Raw genomic sequence first — 17703 nt, forward strand, 5'->3', positions numbered from 1 at the left:
CACCACACAGGAGCTACCGTGACGGCACCCGACGCGGCCCGCCCGCCCGAGCAGTCCCACGACACGAACATCTGGAAGGTGGCCGCCGCGAGCTTCATCGGCACGGCCGTGGAGTGGTACGACTTCTTCCTGTACGGCACCGCGGCGGCGCTCATCTTCAACCGCCTCTTCTTCCCCTCGTTTGATCCGCTGGTGGGCACGCTCGCCGCGTTCGCCACCTTCGCGGTGGGCTTCGTGGCGCGCCCGCTCGGCGGCATCATCTTCGGCCACTTCGGCGACAAGCTCGGGCGCAAGTCCATGCTGAGCGCCACGCTGATGATCATGGGCGTGGCCACGTTCGCCATCGGGTTGCTGCCCACCTACGAGCGCATCGGCGTATGGGCGCCCATCCTGCTGGTGGTGCTGCGCATCCTCCAGGGCTTCGGCCTGGGCGGGGAGTGGGGAGGCGCGGTGCTGATGGCCGTGGAGCACGCCCCCGCGCACCGCCGAGGCTTCTACGGGAGCTGGCCGCAGATGGGAGCGCCCGCGGGCCTGCTCGTGGCCAACGCCGTGTTCTCCATCTTCTCCCGCCTGCCCGAGGAGCAGTTCGTCTCCTGGGGCTGGCGCGTGCCCTTCCTCTTCAGCGCGGTGCTCATCGGCATCGGCGTCTTCATCCGCCACAGCGTCGCCGAGTCCCCCGCCTTCCGCGCGCACCAGGCCCAGGCTGCCGCCACCCAGGCCTCCGCCAGCTCCGGCGCGAAGCTTCCCGCGCTCGAGGCCCTGCGCACCTACCCCCGGCAGATCCTCCTCGCCATGGGAGCGCGCTTCGCGGAGAACGGCTTCTTCTACATCGTCACCACCTTCGTGCTCACCTACGGCACCGGGCAGCTCAAGCTGGAGCGCTCCACCATGCTCACCGCGGTGCTGGGGGCAACCGCCGTGCACCTGCTGGTCATCCCCGCCTTCGGAGCCCTCTCGGACGTCCTCGGCCGCCGCCCCGTCTACCTCGGAGGAGCCGTGGGCTGCGCGGTGCTGGCCTTCCCCTTCTTCTGGCTCCTCGACACCCAGTCGACGGGCCTCATCTGGCTGGCCATCACGCTGGGCATCATCGCCCACGCAGCCATGTACGGGCCCCAGGCCAGCTTCTTCTCGGAGCTCTTCGGCACGCGCGTGCGCTACAGCGGCGCCTCACTGGGCTACCAGCTCGCCTCCGTCTTCGCCGGTGGGCTCTCCCCCCTCATCGCCACCGCGCTGCTGACGGAGTCCGGGGGCAAGTCCTGGCCCGTGTCCCTCTACATGGTGGTCCTCGCGCTCATCACCCTCGTCTCCGTCTACCTCTCCGCCGAGACGTTCCGGGAGCACCTCACCGAGTCCTCCTCCACGGCCCCCACGGGGGGAGCCGCGGGGACCGGCGAGAAGCGCGAGGTAGCCTGAGGCTCAGCGGGCCGTCCAGCCGCAGTCCATGACCTGGGCGGACCCGGTGATGCCGCCCGCGGCCTCCGAGCACAGGAAGGCCACATACGCCACCACCTCGCTTGGCTCCAGCAGGCGCTTCACCGCCGCTGGGCCAGCATTATAGGGGCGGAGCGCACACCGGCGCGGCATACGGCATTGCTGGCCCCTGCATCCGCCCTCTGCAGCATCTCTGCACCCGATCGCCCCCTCAACAAGGCTCAATCGCTCCTGTACACTCCTGTACATTACGTCACGCTCACAAAGGACAAGGGCTACTGAAAACAGAGCACCACAACGCCATATCGAGGCTCGCTGCCAACCTTGGCAGTAGTCCCTAGTGAGAAACCATTTCACCGCTCCCGCTCATCCAGGTAAGAAGAAAGTCTCCTGCATCTCGCGCTCAGGGGGCAGACAAAGGGCTAAATCACCCGAGTAGCCGCAGAGGCGAACTGAACTCCACATATTACCGCCGTTCTACTTAGGAATAGACGCTCTCCTTCTCCCCCAATGCTAATTCTTCACATCTCCGACATTCACTTCCGGCACCCGGTGTGTAATTCATCGATAGACCCCGACCGGCCGTACCGGACGCACCTGCTCCGCGACGCACGGGAACGAGCGAAGAAACTTGGGCCAGTGGGGGCAATCCTTGTAACTGGAGACATCGCGTTCCAAGGTGCAGCCGCGGAGTACGACGCAGCATTCACATGGTTGCGAGAACTAGCTAACGCATGCGGTTGTCCGCTCGAACGTGTCTTCGTGGTGCCGGGCAACCATGATGTTGATCGGAGCGTGATCCGAAGCAACGCTAGTGTCCGGAACGTACAACACGCGATCGCGAACACTCAACCGCACAGGCGAGAGCGCGAGCTGTTTGAGCAGTTCCAGGATGCATCAGCAGGCCGCGCACTTCTCGCACCACTTGCCGCCTACAACGATTTCGCAGCCCGCTTCAATTGCCAAGTCTATCCGCCCGACCATCTCTTCTGGCACCAGGATCTGCCGCTGGACGGGCGCACCGTTCTTCGGCTGTACGGATTGACTTCGACGTTGCTATCCGGGATCGGGGGAAAGGACGATACTCGGCTCAGCCTCTATCTGAGCCCATTGCAGACAGTGCTGGACCCGGCCGACGGTGTCGTAAATGTGGTGATGTCTCATCACCCACCCGACTGGTTCATGGACCAAGACGAAGTTGACGATGCAATACGAGGCCGAGCAGCAATCCACCTCTTTGGCCATAAGCACCGACAACGATGCTTTCGTGACGAAAGCTATGTTCGATTTAGCGCTGGCGCTGTAAATCCTGAACGCCAAGAACCTGGATGGGAACCCGGGTACAACCTAATACAGGTATTGACGGGAGAAGCTGGCGGACAACGCTACATCGACGTCGAGGCACACCTTCTAGCGTGGCAAACCAACCCCGATATGTTCCGTCCGAAGATGGTGTCTCAAACTGAGGCAATCTTCCGTCATCGACTACCGGTACACGGCGACTTTGCTCACACACCTCCTCCGATTAGCTCGATAGGCTCAGCTGCGTCTACAGAGGCTGTAATGCTAACGGCAACTGCCGAGCCCAGAGCCGTGGATATGGAGACAGCGATGAGCGACGAGCGCACTCGCAACCTAGTCCTTCGGTTTTGGAGCTTAGCGTCGAGCCAGCGGCGTGAAATTGCAATACGGCTCGGGCTGATCGACCAGGAAGAACTGAGGCTGCCAGAACCAGAACGGTACGGGCGGGCATTGCTGCGAGCTCGCGAGCGCCTCCTTTTGGATAGAGTTGCTGAAGAAATCGAACGAATGGAGAAACACTAATGGATGAAGGCCATGTGGTGGCTATGAATCCTGATTTCCCGCGTTGGTACAGGACAGTCAGCCTGGGTGATGATCGCGATCGCGTGCAGCGCCGATGGGCTGGGGTCTTAGCTCTAGCTGACCAAACCACGCGAGATGATGTGGAAGCAATGCTCCGCATCATCTTCCGAGCCAAGCTGGGGCCACTCCCGGCTGCTCTTGCTCGTCTTCGACAGCCATTTAAAGATGCTGACGAGCTTTTCGATATGCAAGGCAACAGTCGCGAACTGGAGATCCTCTGCGGCGCTGGCCTAGTGACACTGTTCAATAAAAACGTCGATATCTCAGCGATCGCAGCGCTGTCCGTTACAACAACCGCGCTCGGCGGCGCGCGGGCAATTGACCTGCCTCAGGATCTGCTCGTCCAGGCCGAGAACGCACTCGCGAAAACCGCCGACAGGAATCGCGAGCGACCGAATTTGAGAGAATTCGCGGTATCTGGTGCACCGAACACCGACTTTGATAAAGCAGTGATCAAGGTGCGGCAGCAGCCAGACTTCAATAGCGTTGCTGCAGCATTCACTTCCATAGATGAAGTTGTACGCGACGCTCTTAAGAAGTCCGCAGAGTCCATTTTGGCGGTGAATAAGTTCATAACCGCTCAAGATGAGGAACTCCAAATGCTCTGGTGGCTGGTTGGTGAGCGGAGCTGGGACTACGACTGTGCGTTTAGCGCGGTGAGCCCTGAGGCGCAACCGCTACTATTTGCAAAGGAATTGTCTCAGTTGACGAACTTTTTCCCCGGCCCAAGGTCCGTGAAAGCGCTACTGTCTCGCGCTGGGTTAAAGGATCGCAAGAAGCTAACTGTCCCCGCTGCAGTCAATGAATGTGACCCCACTTGGCTTGCCCAACTCGTCGATGGGGTAGACGTCTCACCAATTTCACAACCCATCCACTTTGCCATCCGGCGTAAGCTTGAAACCGGTGACAAAGAATCATGGATTGCTGGCTGGGCTGCTGCCGCGGGAATTGATGCAGGGCATACATTGCCCGCCCTCACGCTTGGTAGTCTCTTTTACCGCGAGCGACTACTGGCCCGCATCTCAGAGGAGTGACGTGTGGCAACAACCGAGACGCGTGAACTTCAATGCGTGAATCCAGAGTGCCGCGTCGCGGAGACGGGTAAGTGCGTCGAAGGGTACGCCCTTAACCAGTGCCCCCACTTCGGCCGAGTTGCTCCAGAGTCTAAAGAGATTCGCTCTGATAATAACGTCAGTGCGGCCGAGTCAACCGAGCAAGTTGACCAGGGCATCACACTACCTTCAGGCGAACGCCTCTCTACGGTTGAAGCTTCGTCAATACTTCGTGCCGGCGAGGCGCGGGTAATCGCCATCATCGGGCCCACAGAAGCTGGTAAAACGACTCTAATTGCATCGATTTACGACTTGTTTCAGAATGGCCCCGTTGACGAACTCCATTTCGCCCGCTCGCGAACCCTCTCTGCATTCGAGCAGGCGTGCCACCATGCCCGCGCGGCATCAATGCGCACTACACCGCATACTGAGCGCACGCTTCTGAGCGCTGGAATCGGATTCTACCACCTCGGAATCCAGAACAGAGAGAATTCTACATCCGTTGATATGCTGCTCGCAGATCGCGCCGGGGAAGAGTATCGCTCAGCTGCCGACACCCCCTCGGCTGCCAACGAATTCGTTGAAATTCACCGCGCCGACACAATCACAACCCTGGTCGACGGGCGGCGACTGCTTGACACTGGCGAGCGTCACAACATACGTAGCGAGATTGAACTAATTCTTCAAGCTTTCATCGACAGTAGTGTTGTAACGCCAGGTCAGCGGGTGGCGCTCGTTCTCACCAAACTGGACGAGGTCAAAAGCTCCTCAGCAAAGGAACGCGCAGAGCGAGATTTTTCAACGCTTGTACAGAGCGTCCGCCGCCTGTTTGGGGAAACTTTTAGTGAGATCGAGGAATTCAGAGTGGCGGCGTCGCCAGTAACTGATCTGCTGCCACGAGGATACGGTATTCCCGCTCTCCTTCGGTTTTGGATCGCAGCGACTCCATTCACCGCCCCCGCGCCTCTCTCCATTCCGAGGGTTGGGCGCGCAATGAGCCGTTTGACCATTGTTGAAGAATGAAACACGAGAAGCGATATGCCTGAGCAAACTATCGTCATTTGCGGCCTACCGGAGTCGGGGAAGACGACATTCCTGGCGGCGCTCTGGCATCTCGTCACATCGCGAGAGGTACCAACCACGCTCCGCTTCAGGTCATTGCGTGACGGTGACTCATCTCATCTGAATGCGATCGCGTCACGCTGGCGAAATGCCAAGCGGCAAGAACGAACCACCGTCGGGTCGAATCGCCTCGTCAGCATGAACCTGAGTGACATGAATGGGGCAGCGGTACGCCTGACATTTCCGGATCTTTCAGGCGAATCGTACCGCCGCATGTGGGAGGAGCGCGATTGCGATTCGCGAATAGCCGAGATCCTCACTAAGGGCCAAGGAATGATGCTCTTTGTGCATGCGGATAAAATCCGGCGACCACTTTGGGTTGTGGATGTTATCTCAATGTCGAAAAGCTTGGGTCTGGAAGTGAAAGCCGAGCCGGAAGTGAAATGGGACCCCAGGGTTGCGCCGACACAGGTACAACTCGTTGATTTGCTCCAGCTTCTCAGATCGCCACCGCTAGATATTGGACCTCGTCGCATTGCAGTAATGCTATCGGCGTGGGATGCGGTCGCAGCAGAAGGTCGCACACCGGAGGCGTTTCTCTCGGAGCGATTGCCATTGCTCGATCAATACCTTCGCCAGGGGGCCGGCGATTGGACGTGGCGGGTATTTGGAGTCAGCGCACAGGGTGGCGAGTACGAGGCGGAGAACGAAGCTACAGACAAAGGAGCCAGAGAAGAAGTCGAGGCACTGCGAGCAATTGATCAACCGTCAACTCGAATCCGGATTGTGAGTGATGCCGGCGAGTCGCACGACCTCACGGAGCCAATCTCATGGCTAATGAGATGAAACGCGGGAAGAGCGTCCGTGTGCAACAGGCACTACACGGATACTCGGACGGGCATAGATTGTTGGCGTGTTCAGCAGCAGAACTCAAGCCACGCGATGCGAAAACGATGCTCGTTCTAAGCGATGCATCAGGCCCAGGCGCAACAATCGACGAAGCCGGGTATCTAACTGGATATCCGCTCGCAGAGTCTGGCCTATACGCTATTGCACGCACGTGGGCTGCGCCGGAAATGACACGGCCAGGCTGTGTCTGGACTCACACACTGCTCATTGATTTCGCAGACCTTGCGCTCATACCAACAATGGATGCACTAACGCATGTATTCTCACGACCATCGGATTCTGCTGCGCTAAGTGAATACAACGCCATACTCACCCTCAACCTCGATGTAGGGGAGCCAGTATCATCGCCAAGTCATTTCCTTGAAAAATACCGCAGCGAATTGCAGCACTTGCTCCTAGCACTCTATGGACGACCAAAAAGCAGAGTCGTCGCATCGATCGGCTCGCAGTATGATAGAGAGAAGATAGCGACTGCATTGTGGAGCCAGCAATGGCCGCGCCTACGTCGGGCGTTTCGGTTCTGTACCCTCGCCTTTAGCGATCGTTCCTTGGAGGGAGCACCTTTCGACCTTCAGTTCATCCCCACAAATGATCGAGCAGCGAGATCACGTTTCTCAGCATTAGTCGACGCAGAGCGGTTGTCGCTAGATTCTGCAGAATGGTTGGACGCTGCGTTGGAGGATCTGGCGGAAGGATCAACTGGTCGACTACGGGCTTTTCTGCGCCAAGCAGGGGGCGATGTACCAGGCGGACGCGAAGCGTTTGAACCACTGTGTCGCTTGCATCACCTTGTAAACGAAATTCCCCGACGTCCAGCCGCCATAGAGGATGCTGTGCTCGAGCTAGATCAATCGTTTGGCACTGAACTGGCGCGTGGAGTTCGTGCACTTGTTGCAACATCAGCCGCACAGCATGCCGACACGTTGGGCGAGCGAGGACTAACCTTCATCCTACAGCATCTAGACCTGCTGGATGCATATACCTTTGAGGAGCAAGCCGAGCAAATTGGTCTTACGCTTTGGTCGCGCAATCCATCTGAAATTTGCCGACTTCTCGCCGCACAACCGCCTCAGCGCACTGTTGCAGAAAGAACATTAACGGCGTTGTCGACACGCAATCTAGCCGACGGTGTGCGTCGAAACCCGAGCACCGCAATAGATATACTTACCCGCCGACCCGATGTAGCCACCGAAACAATTTTTTGGGCGCCTAGCGACACTTGGCAGAGTAAAGCATTGGAGATCGTGGCACAAGATTCTACACATGTTGATTCAGCGATCCACGCGATGCTCGCTTCGACCAATACCAATCTCGCACCATTGGCAACGCGCGCGTTTGGGCCGAGCCGAGTCTTTTCTTCGGTAGTGGCATGGCTCGATGACAAACGTGAGGAGGAGCCTAAAGGTTCCGACGCAGCATGGCTAATTGCATCACTCGTGGATCGTGGAGTTATTGCACGGACCCTTAGTCAAAAAGCTGTTCGCACCAACACAACGCTTGTAGCCATCGCCCGTGCGACCCACCCTGACTTTGTGCCTAACGACTACGGCAGGGATCCTTGGTGGACGGCAACTGCCGCCGCCGAAGGAGATCTGTCGGAACAGGGACGCCAATACCTCTCCGCATACATTCTGAGCCGAGCACTTGGAGATTGCTCTCACAATCCTGACGAGTTGATGACGGCGACGTTCGACGCCGTCTACTTCGCTGCATTGCAGTCACGCCTTTCCGAAGAGGCATGGCGGCTGTTGGAACCACGATTACCATGGGCCTCATGGTGGTTCGGGTGGGACCATTGCCAACGCCTACGCGAAGGAGTGGTCGACGCCTTTGTAGACCGCACATTTTCACCACTGATGTTCGGTGAAATCACCCGCGACGATGACCTCTTTATACAACTCACCGAACTGGCTGCTCGCAATGGGCGAGGCCGCAGTTTTCTCCGAGACGTCAAACGAGCAATGAAGGAAACAGACCAGTACCGCTTCAGGTATCGCATTCGTGCCATCGAAGATGCTCTCTAACTATAGTGGGCTTGACCTAATTACGCTGTTAGTATTTTTGGCGACTGTCCAGTATCGCGGCTCGCGCATGGTCAATCATCAGTGATGAGAGGCATGGTGAGTTACGTGGTGGACAATGTGCGTGGCCACGTTCGCCATCGGGTTGCTGCCCACCTACGAGCGCATCGGCGTATGGGCGCCCATCCTGCTGGTGGTGCTGCGCATCCTCCAGGGCTTCGGCCTGGGCGGGGAGTGGGGAGGCGCGGTGCTGATGGCCGTGGAGCACGCCCCCGCGCACCGCCGAGGCTTCTACGGGAGCTGGCCGCAGATGGGAGCGCCCGCGGGCCTGCTCGTGGCCAACGCCGTGTTCTCCATCTTCTCCCGCCTGCCCGAGGAGCAGTTCGTCTCCTGGGGCTGGCGCGTGCCCTTCCTCTTCAGCGCGGTGCTCATCGGCATCGGCGTCTTCATCCGCCACAGCGTCGCCGAGTCCCCCGCCTTCCGCGCGCACCAGGCCCAGGCTGCCGCCACCCAGGCCTCCGCCAGCTCCGGCGCGAAGCTTCCCGCGCTCGAGGCCCTGCGCACCTACCCCCGGCAGATCCTCCTCGCCATGGGAGCGCGCTTCGCGGAGAACGGCTTCTTCTACATCGTCACCACCTTCGTGCTCACCTACGGCACCGGGCAGCTCAAGCTGGAGCGCTCCACCATGCTCACCGCGGTGCTGGGGGCGACCGCCGTGCACCTGTTGGTCATCCCCGCCTTCGGAGCCCTCTCGGACGTCCTCGGCCGCCGCCCCGTCTACCTCGGAGGAGCCGTGGGCTGCGCGGTGCTGGCCTTCCCCTTCTTCTGGCTCCTCGACACCCAGTCGACGGGCCTCATCTGGCTGGCCATCACGCTGGGCATCATCGCCCACGCCGCCATGTACGGGCCCCAGGCCAGCTTCTTCTCGGAGCTCTTCGGCACGCGCGTGCGCTACAGCGGCGCCTCATTGGGCTACCAGCTCGCCTCCGTCTTCGCCGGTGGGCTCTCCCCCCTCATCGCCACCGCGCTGCTGACGGAGTCCGGAGGAAAGTCCTGGCCCGTGTCCCTCTACATGGTGGTCCTCGCGCTCATCACCCTCGTCTCCGTCTACCTCTCCGCCGAGACGTTCCGGGAGCACCTCACCGAGTCCTCCTCCACGGCCCCCACGGGGGGAGCCGCGGGGACCGGCGAGAAGCGCGAGGTAGCCTGAGGCTTAGCGGGCCGTCCAGCCGCAGTCCATGACCTGGGCGGACCCGGTGATGCCGCCCGCGGCCTCCGAGCACAGGAAGGCCACGTACGCCGCCACCTCGCTCGGCTCCAGCAGGCGCTTCACCGCCGCTGGGGCCAGCATGATGCGCTCGACGACCTCGGTCTCGGTGAGGCCATGCACCCGGGCCTGGTCGGCGATCTGCTTCTCCACCAGCGGCGTGCGCACGTAGCTGGGGCAGAGGGCGTTCACCGTCACGCCCTTGTCCGCCGCCTCGAGCGCCACCGTCTTCGTCAGTCCCATCAGCCCGTGCTTGGCGGAGACGTAGGCGGACTTGAACGGCGAGGCCACCAGTCCGTGCAGCGAGGAGACGTTGATGATGCGTCCCCACTTCCGCTCGTACATCAACGGCAAGGCGTACTTCGTCAGCAGGAAGGGCCCCACCAGCATGATGCGGATCATCTGCTCCCAGCGCTCCTCCGGGAACTCCTCTACCGGAGCCACGTGTTGGAGCCCGGCGTTGTTCACCAGGATGTCGAGCCGCTCCCACTCCTTCTTGGCCCTGTCCACCAGCGCCCGGCAGTCCTCGCGCGAGGACACGTCCGCCCGCTGTGCGATGGCGCCCGGAATCTTCCCGGCCACCTCGCGTGCACCAGCCTCGTCCAGGTCCGACACCAGCACGCGGGCCCCACGCGCGCCCAGGTCCTCGGCCACCGCCCGACCGATGCCACTCGCCGCGCCCGTGACGAGCGCGCACCGTCCTGTCAGCTCTCCCATCGTCATGCCTCTCCGAGAATCATCCGCTCAAGCTACTTCGAGATGATACCGGATTCATGTTTACATGATGGTAGGTTCATGTCCGCAAGGAGATGAGTTGCCGCGAAACGCGGCATGCTGGCGAGCGAAGGCCGGTCACATCCGCGCGGACTCTGGCGAGCGAACGTGCTCGGGCCGGATGCCCAGACCGATGAGCCGCGCGGGAATCCGGCGCAGCACTGGGAACTGGCTGGCGAGCCTCACTGGCCAGGGAAGGCGCCCATTCGTCCCCAACCCATCGGCGCGCAGGGCCCGGCCGAGCACGTTGTCCTGGATGAGCACCTGCATGCGCTGGATGAGCCGGGTGGGCAGCTCGCGGCGTCGTTGCACCTGGCGCAGGAGGTCCGTGTCCACGCGGCCCTCGCGCAGAGGCCCCGCGAGCAGATTGGCCGCGGCGACGGCATCCTGGATGGCGAGGTTGATACCCACACCGCCCACGGGCGACATGGCGTGCGCGGCATCGCCGATGCAGAGCAGCCCTGGCTGGTACCACGTGGACAGACGATCCACCCGGACGGTGAGCAGCTTCACGTCCTCCCAATCGCGGATGGCGGAGACACGATCGGCGGTGAAGGGAGCTACCCGGACGAGGTCCTCACGGAAGGCGTCCAGGCCACGGGCCCGCACCTGCTCATACGAGCCCTTGGGGATGACCCGGCCGCACTGCCACGCGTCCGTCCGGTTGATCATGATGAAGATCTGCCCGTTCTCGAAACGGCCCATGGGGTCCACCGGGTCGCCCAGCTCACGAGGGATGCGGAACCACAGCACGTCCATCGGCGCTCCGAAGTCCTGGACCGCGAGCCCGGCCTTCTCCCGCACGGTCGAGCCCCGTCCATCCGCGGCCACGAGCAGCTCCGAGCGCACCTCCAGTGTCCCCTCGGGTGTGTCGGCGAGCACGCCCACCACCCGGTTCCCCTCACGAATCAGCTCCGTGACCTTCGCGCGCATGCGCAGGTGGAAGCCCGGGTAGGCGGAGCCCTTGCGCGCCAGGAAGTTCAGGAAGTCCCACTGCGGCATGAAGGCGATGAACCGGGCGTGCGTGGGCAGGTGGGTGAAGTCACCCATCACGACGTCGTAGCTGCCACTCTGGAAGCGCAGGTACGGCGCCTTCTGGTGGGGCAACTCGAGGAACTCCTCCAACCACCCGAGCTCGTGCATGAGCTCCAGGGTGGAGGGGTGGATGGTGTCGCCCCGGAAGTCTCGCAGGAAGTCGGCGTGTTTCTCCAGGACCACCACGTCGACTCCAGCACGGGCGAGCAGCAGGCCCAGCATCATTCCGGCCGGTCCTCCACCAGCCACACAACAACGGGTCGTGAGTGTCTCGCGGCTCATGGGCCCCCCTGCCATCCGTTGGTGACGAAGTGTCGTTGCAAACGGATTCTATAGACGGAAGGCCCCCTCACAAGGGAGTCCCGGCGATTCACTTCTGCCGAGAAGGTGTCAAAGGATTCAAATCGAAGCCCGCGGCTCTTCGAGGCTACTCCTCTTGAACCTGCGCCCCAGACAGCAGCGTGCGCTCGTCGCGGAAGAGTTCGAACAGATGGTCTGCCACCGCCTTCACCCGGGGCGCCCGGGCCGCATCGCGGCGCATCAATATCCAGACCTCGCGCTCGGGCGGAAGCGGGCCGAACGGGATCCGCACGAGGCCTGGATAGCCCGCGGCCAGGAAACAGGGCAGCAGCACGATGCCATATCCTGCCTGCGCAGCCGCCGCTTGCGCCTGGAGGCTGTTGCTTCGGAACACGAATCTGTGGCTGGAAAAGCGGGATGCCATCCAGGCCGCCTCGGCAGACGGCTCGTCTGCGCCATACCCCACGAGGGGCGGCTGAGCGCGGGAAAGAAGGGCCTCGCGCTTTCGGGCGGGAGCGAAGAAGGCATAACCCACCGTGGCGGCCCGCCGGGACAGCAGGTCACTGTCGGCGGGCCGCCCGAGCCGGATCGCGATATCTGCCTCCGAACGGGACAAGCTGAGAACCCGCGTCTCGGCAATGAGCTCGACGTCGAGCCCTGGGTGGCGGTCATGGAGCGGACCCAGCCGGTCCACCAGAAAACCATGGGCCAGAGACCGGGACGTCGTGAGCCGCACCGGCCCCTTCGGGCTGCCATCGCCATCGAGACGACGCTGCACCACCAGCGCGGCCTCCTCCATCGCGGTCGCTTGCGCCAACACGGTCGCGCCATCGACGGTGAGCTCGAAGCCGTCTGGCTTGCGAATGAGCAGCGGCCTGCCGAGCTGGCGCTCCAGTCCCTCGACACGCCTCGCGATGGTCGAGCGGGCAGCACCCAGGGCCCGGCTCGCGGCGGCAAGACTGCCGTGCCGAGCCAGGGCCGCGAAGTGGCGGAGGTCGTCCCAATCCAACGAGGGTGTGCGTTTTTCGGCAGGCATGGGGCAAAGGTCGACAGTTTACCGAGACGGGCCTCGTTTCGGATGCTCCCTCCAATCGCCGAGACCGGCCACCGAGCCGGCGGCAGTGTCTACGAGCGCATACAGACAGACGGGAGTTCGAGCCATGACGAGCATACGGGTCGCTTCGGTGCAGTTCCAGCATAGGCCGAGCGACAAGACCTACAACCTCGAGCGCATCCGGTACTTCGCCGGCCTGGCCTCCTCCCACGGGGTCAAGCTGCTCGCCTTCCCGGAGATGTGCGTGACAGGCTACTGGCATGTTCGCAACCTCGACCGGGCAGGCATCGCGGCACTGGCCGAGCCCATTCCATCTGGCCCTTCGGTCAACAGCCTCCGCGCACTGGCGCGCGAACATGACCTCGTGCTGGGCGCCGGTCTGATCGAGGAGGGCGCCGACGGCCGCTTCTACAACGCCTATGCCGTCTGCCTGCCGGATGGGACGGTTCATACCCACCGCAAGCTCCATGCCTTCGAGAGCGAGCACATCGCGAGTGGCGATCGCTACACCGTCTTCGAAACGCCGCTGGGAATCCGGGTCGGGGTCCTGATCTGCTGGGACAACAACCTCGTGGAGAACGCCCGCGCAACAGCACTCCTCGGTGCGGACGTGCTCATGGCACCCCATCAGACCGGCGGGACGAACTCGCGCAGTCCGCATGCCATGGGACGGATTGAGCCCGTGCTCTGGCAACGAAGAACAGAAGACCCCGGCGCCATCGAGGCTGAATTCCGCGGCCCGAAGGGGCGGGAGTGGCTGATGCGCTGGCTCCCAGCGCGAGCCCATGACAACGGCATGTTCCTCCTGTTCAGCAATGGCGTCGGCCAGGACGACGATGAGGTCCGGACGGGCAACGCGATGATCCTCGATCCCTATGGCCGCATCCTGGCGGAGACCTGGCGAGCGGGTGACGACATGGTCGTAGCGGACCTCGACCTCGGCCTGCTACCGCTGTGCACCGGGCGCCGCTGGATCCGCGGGCGCCGTCCCGAGCTGTACGGACTGCTCGCAGAGCACAGGGGAGACGAGGTGGATCCCCGGCAGGCACGCTTCTCTCCCGCGCCAACGGAGGCACCCCGTCGCAATCCCTTGAGCTGAAAGATGTCTCCTCTGTGGGTTCCCGTGCTGTTCTCGCCAAGCCAGCTACCCCTGAGCAGAGGGAGTGGCCCAACAGCCTCGTACACCCGTAACCTCATCACGGCACCAAGCGACGACGGCGAACACTGGCGGAGACCGCGCGGATGACCGTACGTTCGCACGCCATGTCAATCGCCCGACGCCAGAAGATGTGTGCCTTCACTGTCGCCCTGCTCGCCGCTGCCCAGACCTGGGCGCTCGAACCCAAGCTCCAGGACAGCGTGGACCTGGACGGTGACGGCAAGAAGGAGCAGGTGACGCTCGAGCCCGGCACCGAGGGCCACTTCAGCGTGCGCGTGGGCAGCACGGTCTACAAGGGCCGAGTCCTGACCAACGAGGCGCAAGGCTTCACCGTGGTGGACGTGGACGCCTCCGAGCCGCGCAAGGAGTTGCTCGTGCACACCATTGGGGACGTGGACGAGCAACACCGGGTCGTCCTCCTGCGGTTCGACGGCAAGCGTCTGTCCGAGCTGGGCACGCTGCAGGAGGCCACCGAGGTGAAGGGCAACGGCATCGTGCTCGAGGACACCTGGGAGGGCTTCTGGAATCGACGCGAGAAGTACGTGCTCGACGCGCGTGCCCAGAAGCTCACGCACGTGCGCCAAGAGCTGTTGTACGTCGGCATCGAGGGCACTGTGCGCAGCAAGAGCTTCCCGCTGCAGCGCACACGCACGGACACCACCCCGGTGGCCAACGTCGCTCCGGGCTCGAAGGTGCTCGTCGTGGCGGCCGCCACGCCCGACAAGGACGGCCCGGTGGAGTGGTACCTGCTGAAGACAAGCACCGGCCTGCTGGGGTGGGCGCGCATTCAGACCCTCGTGGACGAGGTCGAGCTGCCCTTCGCGGGGTAGCCGGGTCGTACGAGCGAGGCTGCGGCGCGACATGGTGGGACGGGTTGCGCGTCTGCTGGCGCTGGCGACATGCTCGCGCGGAGCCATGGCCATGACCTCAGCCTCCGCGCGTATCTCCGACACCGTCTCCTCCACCGCCACCGCTCCGGACGCTGCCTCCGGGCAGTTGCCCGTGCTGCTGGTGCATGGCATCGATGATGATGCTCGCTCCCTGGCGCCGCTCGCGGACGGGTTGGCGCGGGCCGGGTTCCGGGACGTGCGGATCGTCGAGTTGAAGCCCAACAACGGGGCGGCGCCCATTTCCGTTCTGGCGGATCAGGTGGCCGAAGCGGCTGGAAGCCTGCGCGCGCGGACGGGCAGTGCGCGAATCGACGTGGTGGCATTCAGCATGGGGGCGCTCGTCAGCCGCTACTACCTGCAACGGCTGGAGGGCCGGAGCCACGTGCGCCGCTTCGTGTCCATCTCCGGCCCCCACGCGGGAACGCTGACGGGGTGGCTGCGCTTCAATCCCGGGGCACGTGACATGCGGCCCGGGAGCGAGCTGCTACGGGGACTCGCCGCCGATGAGGCCCCCTTCGGGGACGTCCAGGTCTTCACCCTCTGGACGCCGCTCGATCTGATGATCCTCCCTGCCCACTCCTCCCAGCTGGTCAACGCCAGGGAGCGCACCATCCCCGTCATCCTCCACCCGCTGATGCTGCGCGATAAGCGTGTCCTCCGCTCGGTGGAAGAGGCCCTCACGGTGGAGCGTCCGGAGGACTTCCTCCCCTTGCCGGTCGCGCCGCATCCGCGGTGACAGGAACCTCCCCACGGGCAGGTGTTGCGTCAGGGCAGCGTGAAGACCCGCACCGCCTCGTCCTTGCCGCGCACTCGCATCGCGGGCAGCTCGCGCAGCACCGGCCCCAGAAGCCGAGCAACGGTCTCCGCTGAAATGAGCACGGGCACCCCCGCCTCCTTGGTGAGTCCCTCCAGTCGCGCGGCGGTGTTGACCGCGTCACCAATCACCGTGAACTCCAGCCGCACACCGGGCACGCCGATGTTGCCCGCCACCACCGGGCCGGTGTGCACGCCCATTCCCATTCGCAGGGGCGGCAGGCCCGCTTGGGCGCGCTCCCCGTTGAGGCGCTCGAGCCCCTCCAGCATGTCGCGTGCGCAGGCCAGCGCCGCCGCGGCACCGTGGTCCGCATCGGGAGTGTCCTGGGCGCCAAAGCCAAACACCACCAGCGCGCCATCTCCGATGAACTTGTCGAGCGTGCCCCCGTGCCGCTCCACCTGCTCGAGCAGGGTGGCGTGATAGGCATTGAGCTGGCGTACCACCTCCTCGGGCGAGAGCTTCTCGCTCATCGAGGTAAAGCCGCGCAGGTCCGTGGCCAGCAGCGTCACCGTGACGGAGCGCCCGCCCAGGGCCATGCCCGCGCGTGGATCCTCCAGCACGCGCTCCACCGCGACCTTGGGCAGGTACCGACGCAAGAGGCGCAACCGGGCGAAGGTGTCCAGGTTCTGCCGGGCGCGTGCGCCGCTGCTGGCGGCGATGAAGCCGGAGAGCAGGAGGATGGCCACGGTGGAGAGCTGCCCCGGGTGGAAGTTGCGTTGCGCGATCATCACCGTCAGGAACAGCACCGCAGCGACCCCGCTGCTGGCGATGGCGAACCGGCCCGAGTACCGCAGGAAGTTGCTGAGCAGGGTGGCCATCATCAGCGAGGGCAGGATGTTCAGGGTCCAGCGCGGTGACTCGCCGGACACATCGAAGCGCCCGAGCACCATGTAGAAGATGGCCATGGAGACCAGGTCGACCAGGAGGGTGACCTCGCCCAACCGGCGTGGCATGCGGCGGCGCGTCCAGGCCAGCACCCCCAGCGAGTACACGACGTAGACGCTGGAGACGATGAATGAGAAGGCCGAGCCTCCAGAGAGGAACGGCCAGAGCGAGAGCAGTCCAACGGCGCTCACAACCCAGACGCGATAGAGCGCGATGCGCTGCTCGGCGGAGACGCGGCTCTGAGCGAGCGTCTGCTCAATCTCCTGGGCCGTGGTGTCGGCTCCGGAGTCCGTAGGGGGAGCGGAGCCTTCCCAGTGAGCGCGGGACGTCATTTTCACAAGAGAGAGCCTACCCTGGGAGAAGAGGACGCCCTAGACGGGCTGCTCCTGGGAATGGAGGATTCCCCCATGCTCACCCTCCATCAGGGCCCCGCTGCGTTCGGCATCGGCAACATCAGCCCCTTCTGCTTGAAGCTGGAGAGCTACCTCCGGATGGCCAGCATCCCCTACACGGCCAAGGCAGCCGACTACGGGAAGGCTCCCAAAGGGAAAATCCCCTTCATCGAGGAGGATGGCGCGTTCCTGGGTGACTCCCAACTCATCATCGAGCACCTCAAGCGCAAGCACGGAGACCCGCTCGACGCGAAGCTCAGTGCTGAGGACATCGCCAAGGGCCACCTGGTGCGGCGCGTGCTGGAGGACAGCCTCTACTGGCACATCGTTCACGAGCGCTGGGTCTCGCAGGAGGGGTGGCAGGTCTACAAGCCCATCTTCGAGGCCCTCTTCCCGCCTGTCGTCGGCAAGCTCGTCGTGCCCCTGATTCGCCGGGGGCTGACCAAGGCGCTGCACACCCAGGGCCTGGGCCGCCACCGGCCAGAGGAGCGCCTGGAGATGGGCAAGGCGGACGTCTCCGCGGTGGCGGCGGTGCTCCGCGACAAGCCGTTCCTCCTGGGAGACAACCCCACCTCGTTCGACGCGGCGCTCTACGCATTCATTGTGAGCATCCTCGCGTTTCCGGTGGACTCACCGCTCCGGAAGTACACGCGGGAGCAGCAGAACCTGGTGCGCCACTGCGAGCGCTTCCAGCAGCGCTTCTTCGCGAAAGGACAGCCGTAAACGTGCGCGTCCCGCTTCGGATACAGTGCGCCGCCGCACGCACCTGGCGTG

The 17703-nt window shown here is 63.3% G+C and carries 16 protein-coding genes; 11 read left to right on the forward strand and 5 right to left on the reverse strand.

What is annotated here, in order from left to right; genetic code table 11:
- Positions 1–18 precede the first annotated feature (18 nt).
- Positions 19–1413: an MFS transporter gene (locus tag F0U60_RS45035; protein WP_395809635.1), complete on the forward strand. Its 1395-nt coding sequence runs from the start codon at positions 19–21 to the stop codon at positions 1411–1413.
- Positions 1414–1416: 3 nt separating this feature from the next.
- On the opposite strand, the gene F0U60_RS45040 is transcribed toward F0U60_RS45035, so the two are convergent.
- Positions 1417–1584: an SDR family oxidoreductase gene (locus F0U60_RS45040; protein WP_395809637.1), complete on the reverse strand. Its 168-nt coding sequence runs from the start codon at positions 1582–1584 to the stop codon at positions 1417–1419.
- Positions 1585–1941: 357 nt separating this feature from the next.
- Between F0U60_RS45040 and F0U60_RS45045 the strand changes: the two genes are divergently transcribed.
- The 6 genes from F0U60_RS45045 to F0U60_RS45070 all read left to right on the forward strand — a co-directional run bounded on the left by F0U60_RS45045 (position 1942) and on the right by F0U60_RS45070 (position 9569).
- Positions 1942–3255: a metallophosphoesterase gene (locus tag F0U60_RS45045; protein ID WP_395809639.1), complete on the forward strand. Its 1314-nt coding sequence runs from the start codon at positions 1942–1944 to the stop codon at positions 3253–3255.
- Positions 3255–4349 (forward strand): GTPase-associated system all-helical protein GASH, encoded by a 1095-nt coding sequence (locus F0U60_RS45050; RefSeq protein WP_395809641.1) that lies wholly within the window; start codon positions 3255–3257, stop codon positions 4347–4349. Before F0U60_RS45045 ends, F0U60_RS45050 begins: the two co-directional genes overlap by 1 nt.
- Positions 4350–4352: 3 nt before the next feature.
- A complete protein-coding gene (locus tag F0U60_RS45055; protein ID WP_395809643.1) occupies positions 4353–5390 on the forward strand; it encodes a hypothetical protein in 1038 nt (345 codons plus the stop codon).
- Positions 5391–5405: 15 nt separating this feature from the next.
- A complete protein-coding gene (locus F0U60_RS45060; RefSeq protein ID WP_395809645.1) occupies positions 5406–6275 on the forward strand; it encodes a hypothetical protein in 870 nt (289 codons plus the stop codon).
- On the forward strand, positions 6260–8362 hold the full coding sequence (locus F0U60_RS45065; RefSeq protein ID WP_395809647.1) for a hypothetical protein: 2103 nt from the start codon (positions 6260–6262) through the stop codon (positions 8360–8362). The genes F0U60_RS45060 and F0U60_RS45065 overlap by 16 nt, the downstream gene beginning before the upstream one ends.
- 115 nt (positions 8363–8477) lie before the next feature.
- Positions 8478–9569 carry an MFS transporter gene (locus F0U60_RS45070; protein ID WP_395809649.1) on the forward strand — a complete coding sequence of 364 codons (1092 nt, stop codon included), beginning with the start codon at positions 8478–8480 and terminating at the stop codon, positions 9567–9569.
- A gap of 3 nt (positions 9570–9572) precedes the next feature.
- On the opposite strand, the gene F0U60_RS45075 is transcribed toward F0U60_RS45070, so the two are convergent.
- The 3 genes from F0U60_RS45075 to F0U60_RS45085 form a co-directional block, all read right to left on the reverse strand.
- Positions 9573–10343, reverse strand: a complete 771-nt coding sequence (locus F0U60_RS45075) for a 3-hydroxybutyrate dehydrogenase (RefSeq protein WP_395809651.1) — start codon at positions 10341–10343, stop codon at positions 9573–9575.
- Positions 10344–10478: 135 nt separating this feature from the next.
- Positions 10479–11732 carry an FAD-dependent oxidoreductase gene (locus tag F0U60_RS45080; RefSeq protein ID WP_395809653.1) on the reverse strand — a complete coding sequence of 418 codons (1254 nt, stop codon included), beginning with the start codon at positions 11730–11732 and terminating at the stop codon, positions 10479–10481.
- A gap of 130 nt (positions 11733–11862) precedes the next feature.
- A complete protein-coding gene (locus F0U60_RS45085; protein ID WP_395809655.1) occupies positions 11863–12771 on the reverse strand; it encodes a LysR family transcriptional regulator in 909 nt (302 codons plus the stop codon).
- Positions 12772–12895: 124 nt separating this feature from the next.
- Between F0U60_RS45085 and F0U60_RS45090 the strand changes: the two genes are divergently transcribed.
- The 3 genes from F0U60_RS45090 (at position 12896) to F0U60_RS45100 (ending at position 15574) form a co-directional block, all read left to right on the forward strand.
- Positions 12896–13888 carry a nitrilase family protein gene (locus F0U60_RS45090; RefSeq protein WP_395809657.1) on the forward strand — a complete coding sequence of 331 codons (993 nt, stop codon included), beginning with the start codon at positions 12896–12898 and terminating at the stop codon, positions 13886–13888.
- Positions 13889–14031: 143 nt separating this feature from the next.
- Positions 14032–14778 (forward strand): hypothetical protein, encoded by a 747-nt coding sequence (locus tag F0U60_RS45095; protein WP_395809659.1) that lies wholly within the window; start codon positions 14032–14034, stop codon positions 14776–14778.
- Positions 14779–14869: 91 nt separating this feature from the next.
- Positions 14870–15574, forward strand: coding sequence for a lipase family alpha/beta hydrolase (locus F0U60_RS45100; protein ID WP_395809661.1), 705 nt, complete (start codon positions 14870–14872; stop codon positions 15572–15574).
- 29 nt (positions 15575–15603) lie between these two features.
- On the opposite strand, the gene F0U60_RS45105 is transcribed toward F0U60_RS45100, so the two are convergent.
- Positions 15604–16869, reverse strand: a complete 1266-nt coding sequence (locus F0U60_RS45105; RefSeq protein ID WP_395825730.1) for an adenylate/guanylate cyclase domain-containing protein — start codon at positions 16867–16869, stop codon at positions 15604–15606.
- Positions 16870–16944: 75 nt separating this feature from the next.
- Here F0U60_RS45105 and F0U60_RS45110 point away from each other — a divergent pair, with 75 nt between their 5' ends.
- Entirely contained in the window at positions 16945–17652 is a 708-nt protein-coding gene (locus F0U60_RS45110; RefSeq protein WP_395809663.1) for a glutathione S-transferase family protein, read from the forward strand.
- Positions 17653–17703: the final 51 nt, after the last annotated feature.

It is taken from the genome of Archangium minus, from assembly GCF_044360475.1.
In the GTDB taxonomy this organism is placed as follows: Bacteria; Myxococcota; Myxococcia; order Myxococcales; family Myxococcaceae; genus Archangium; species Archangium minus.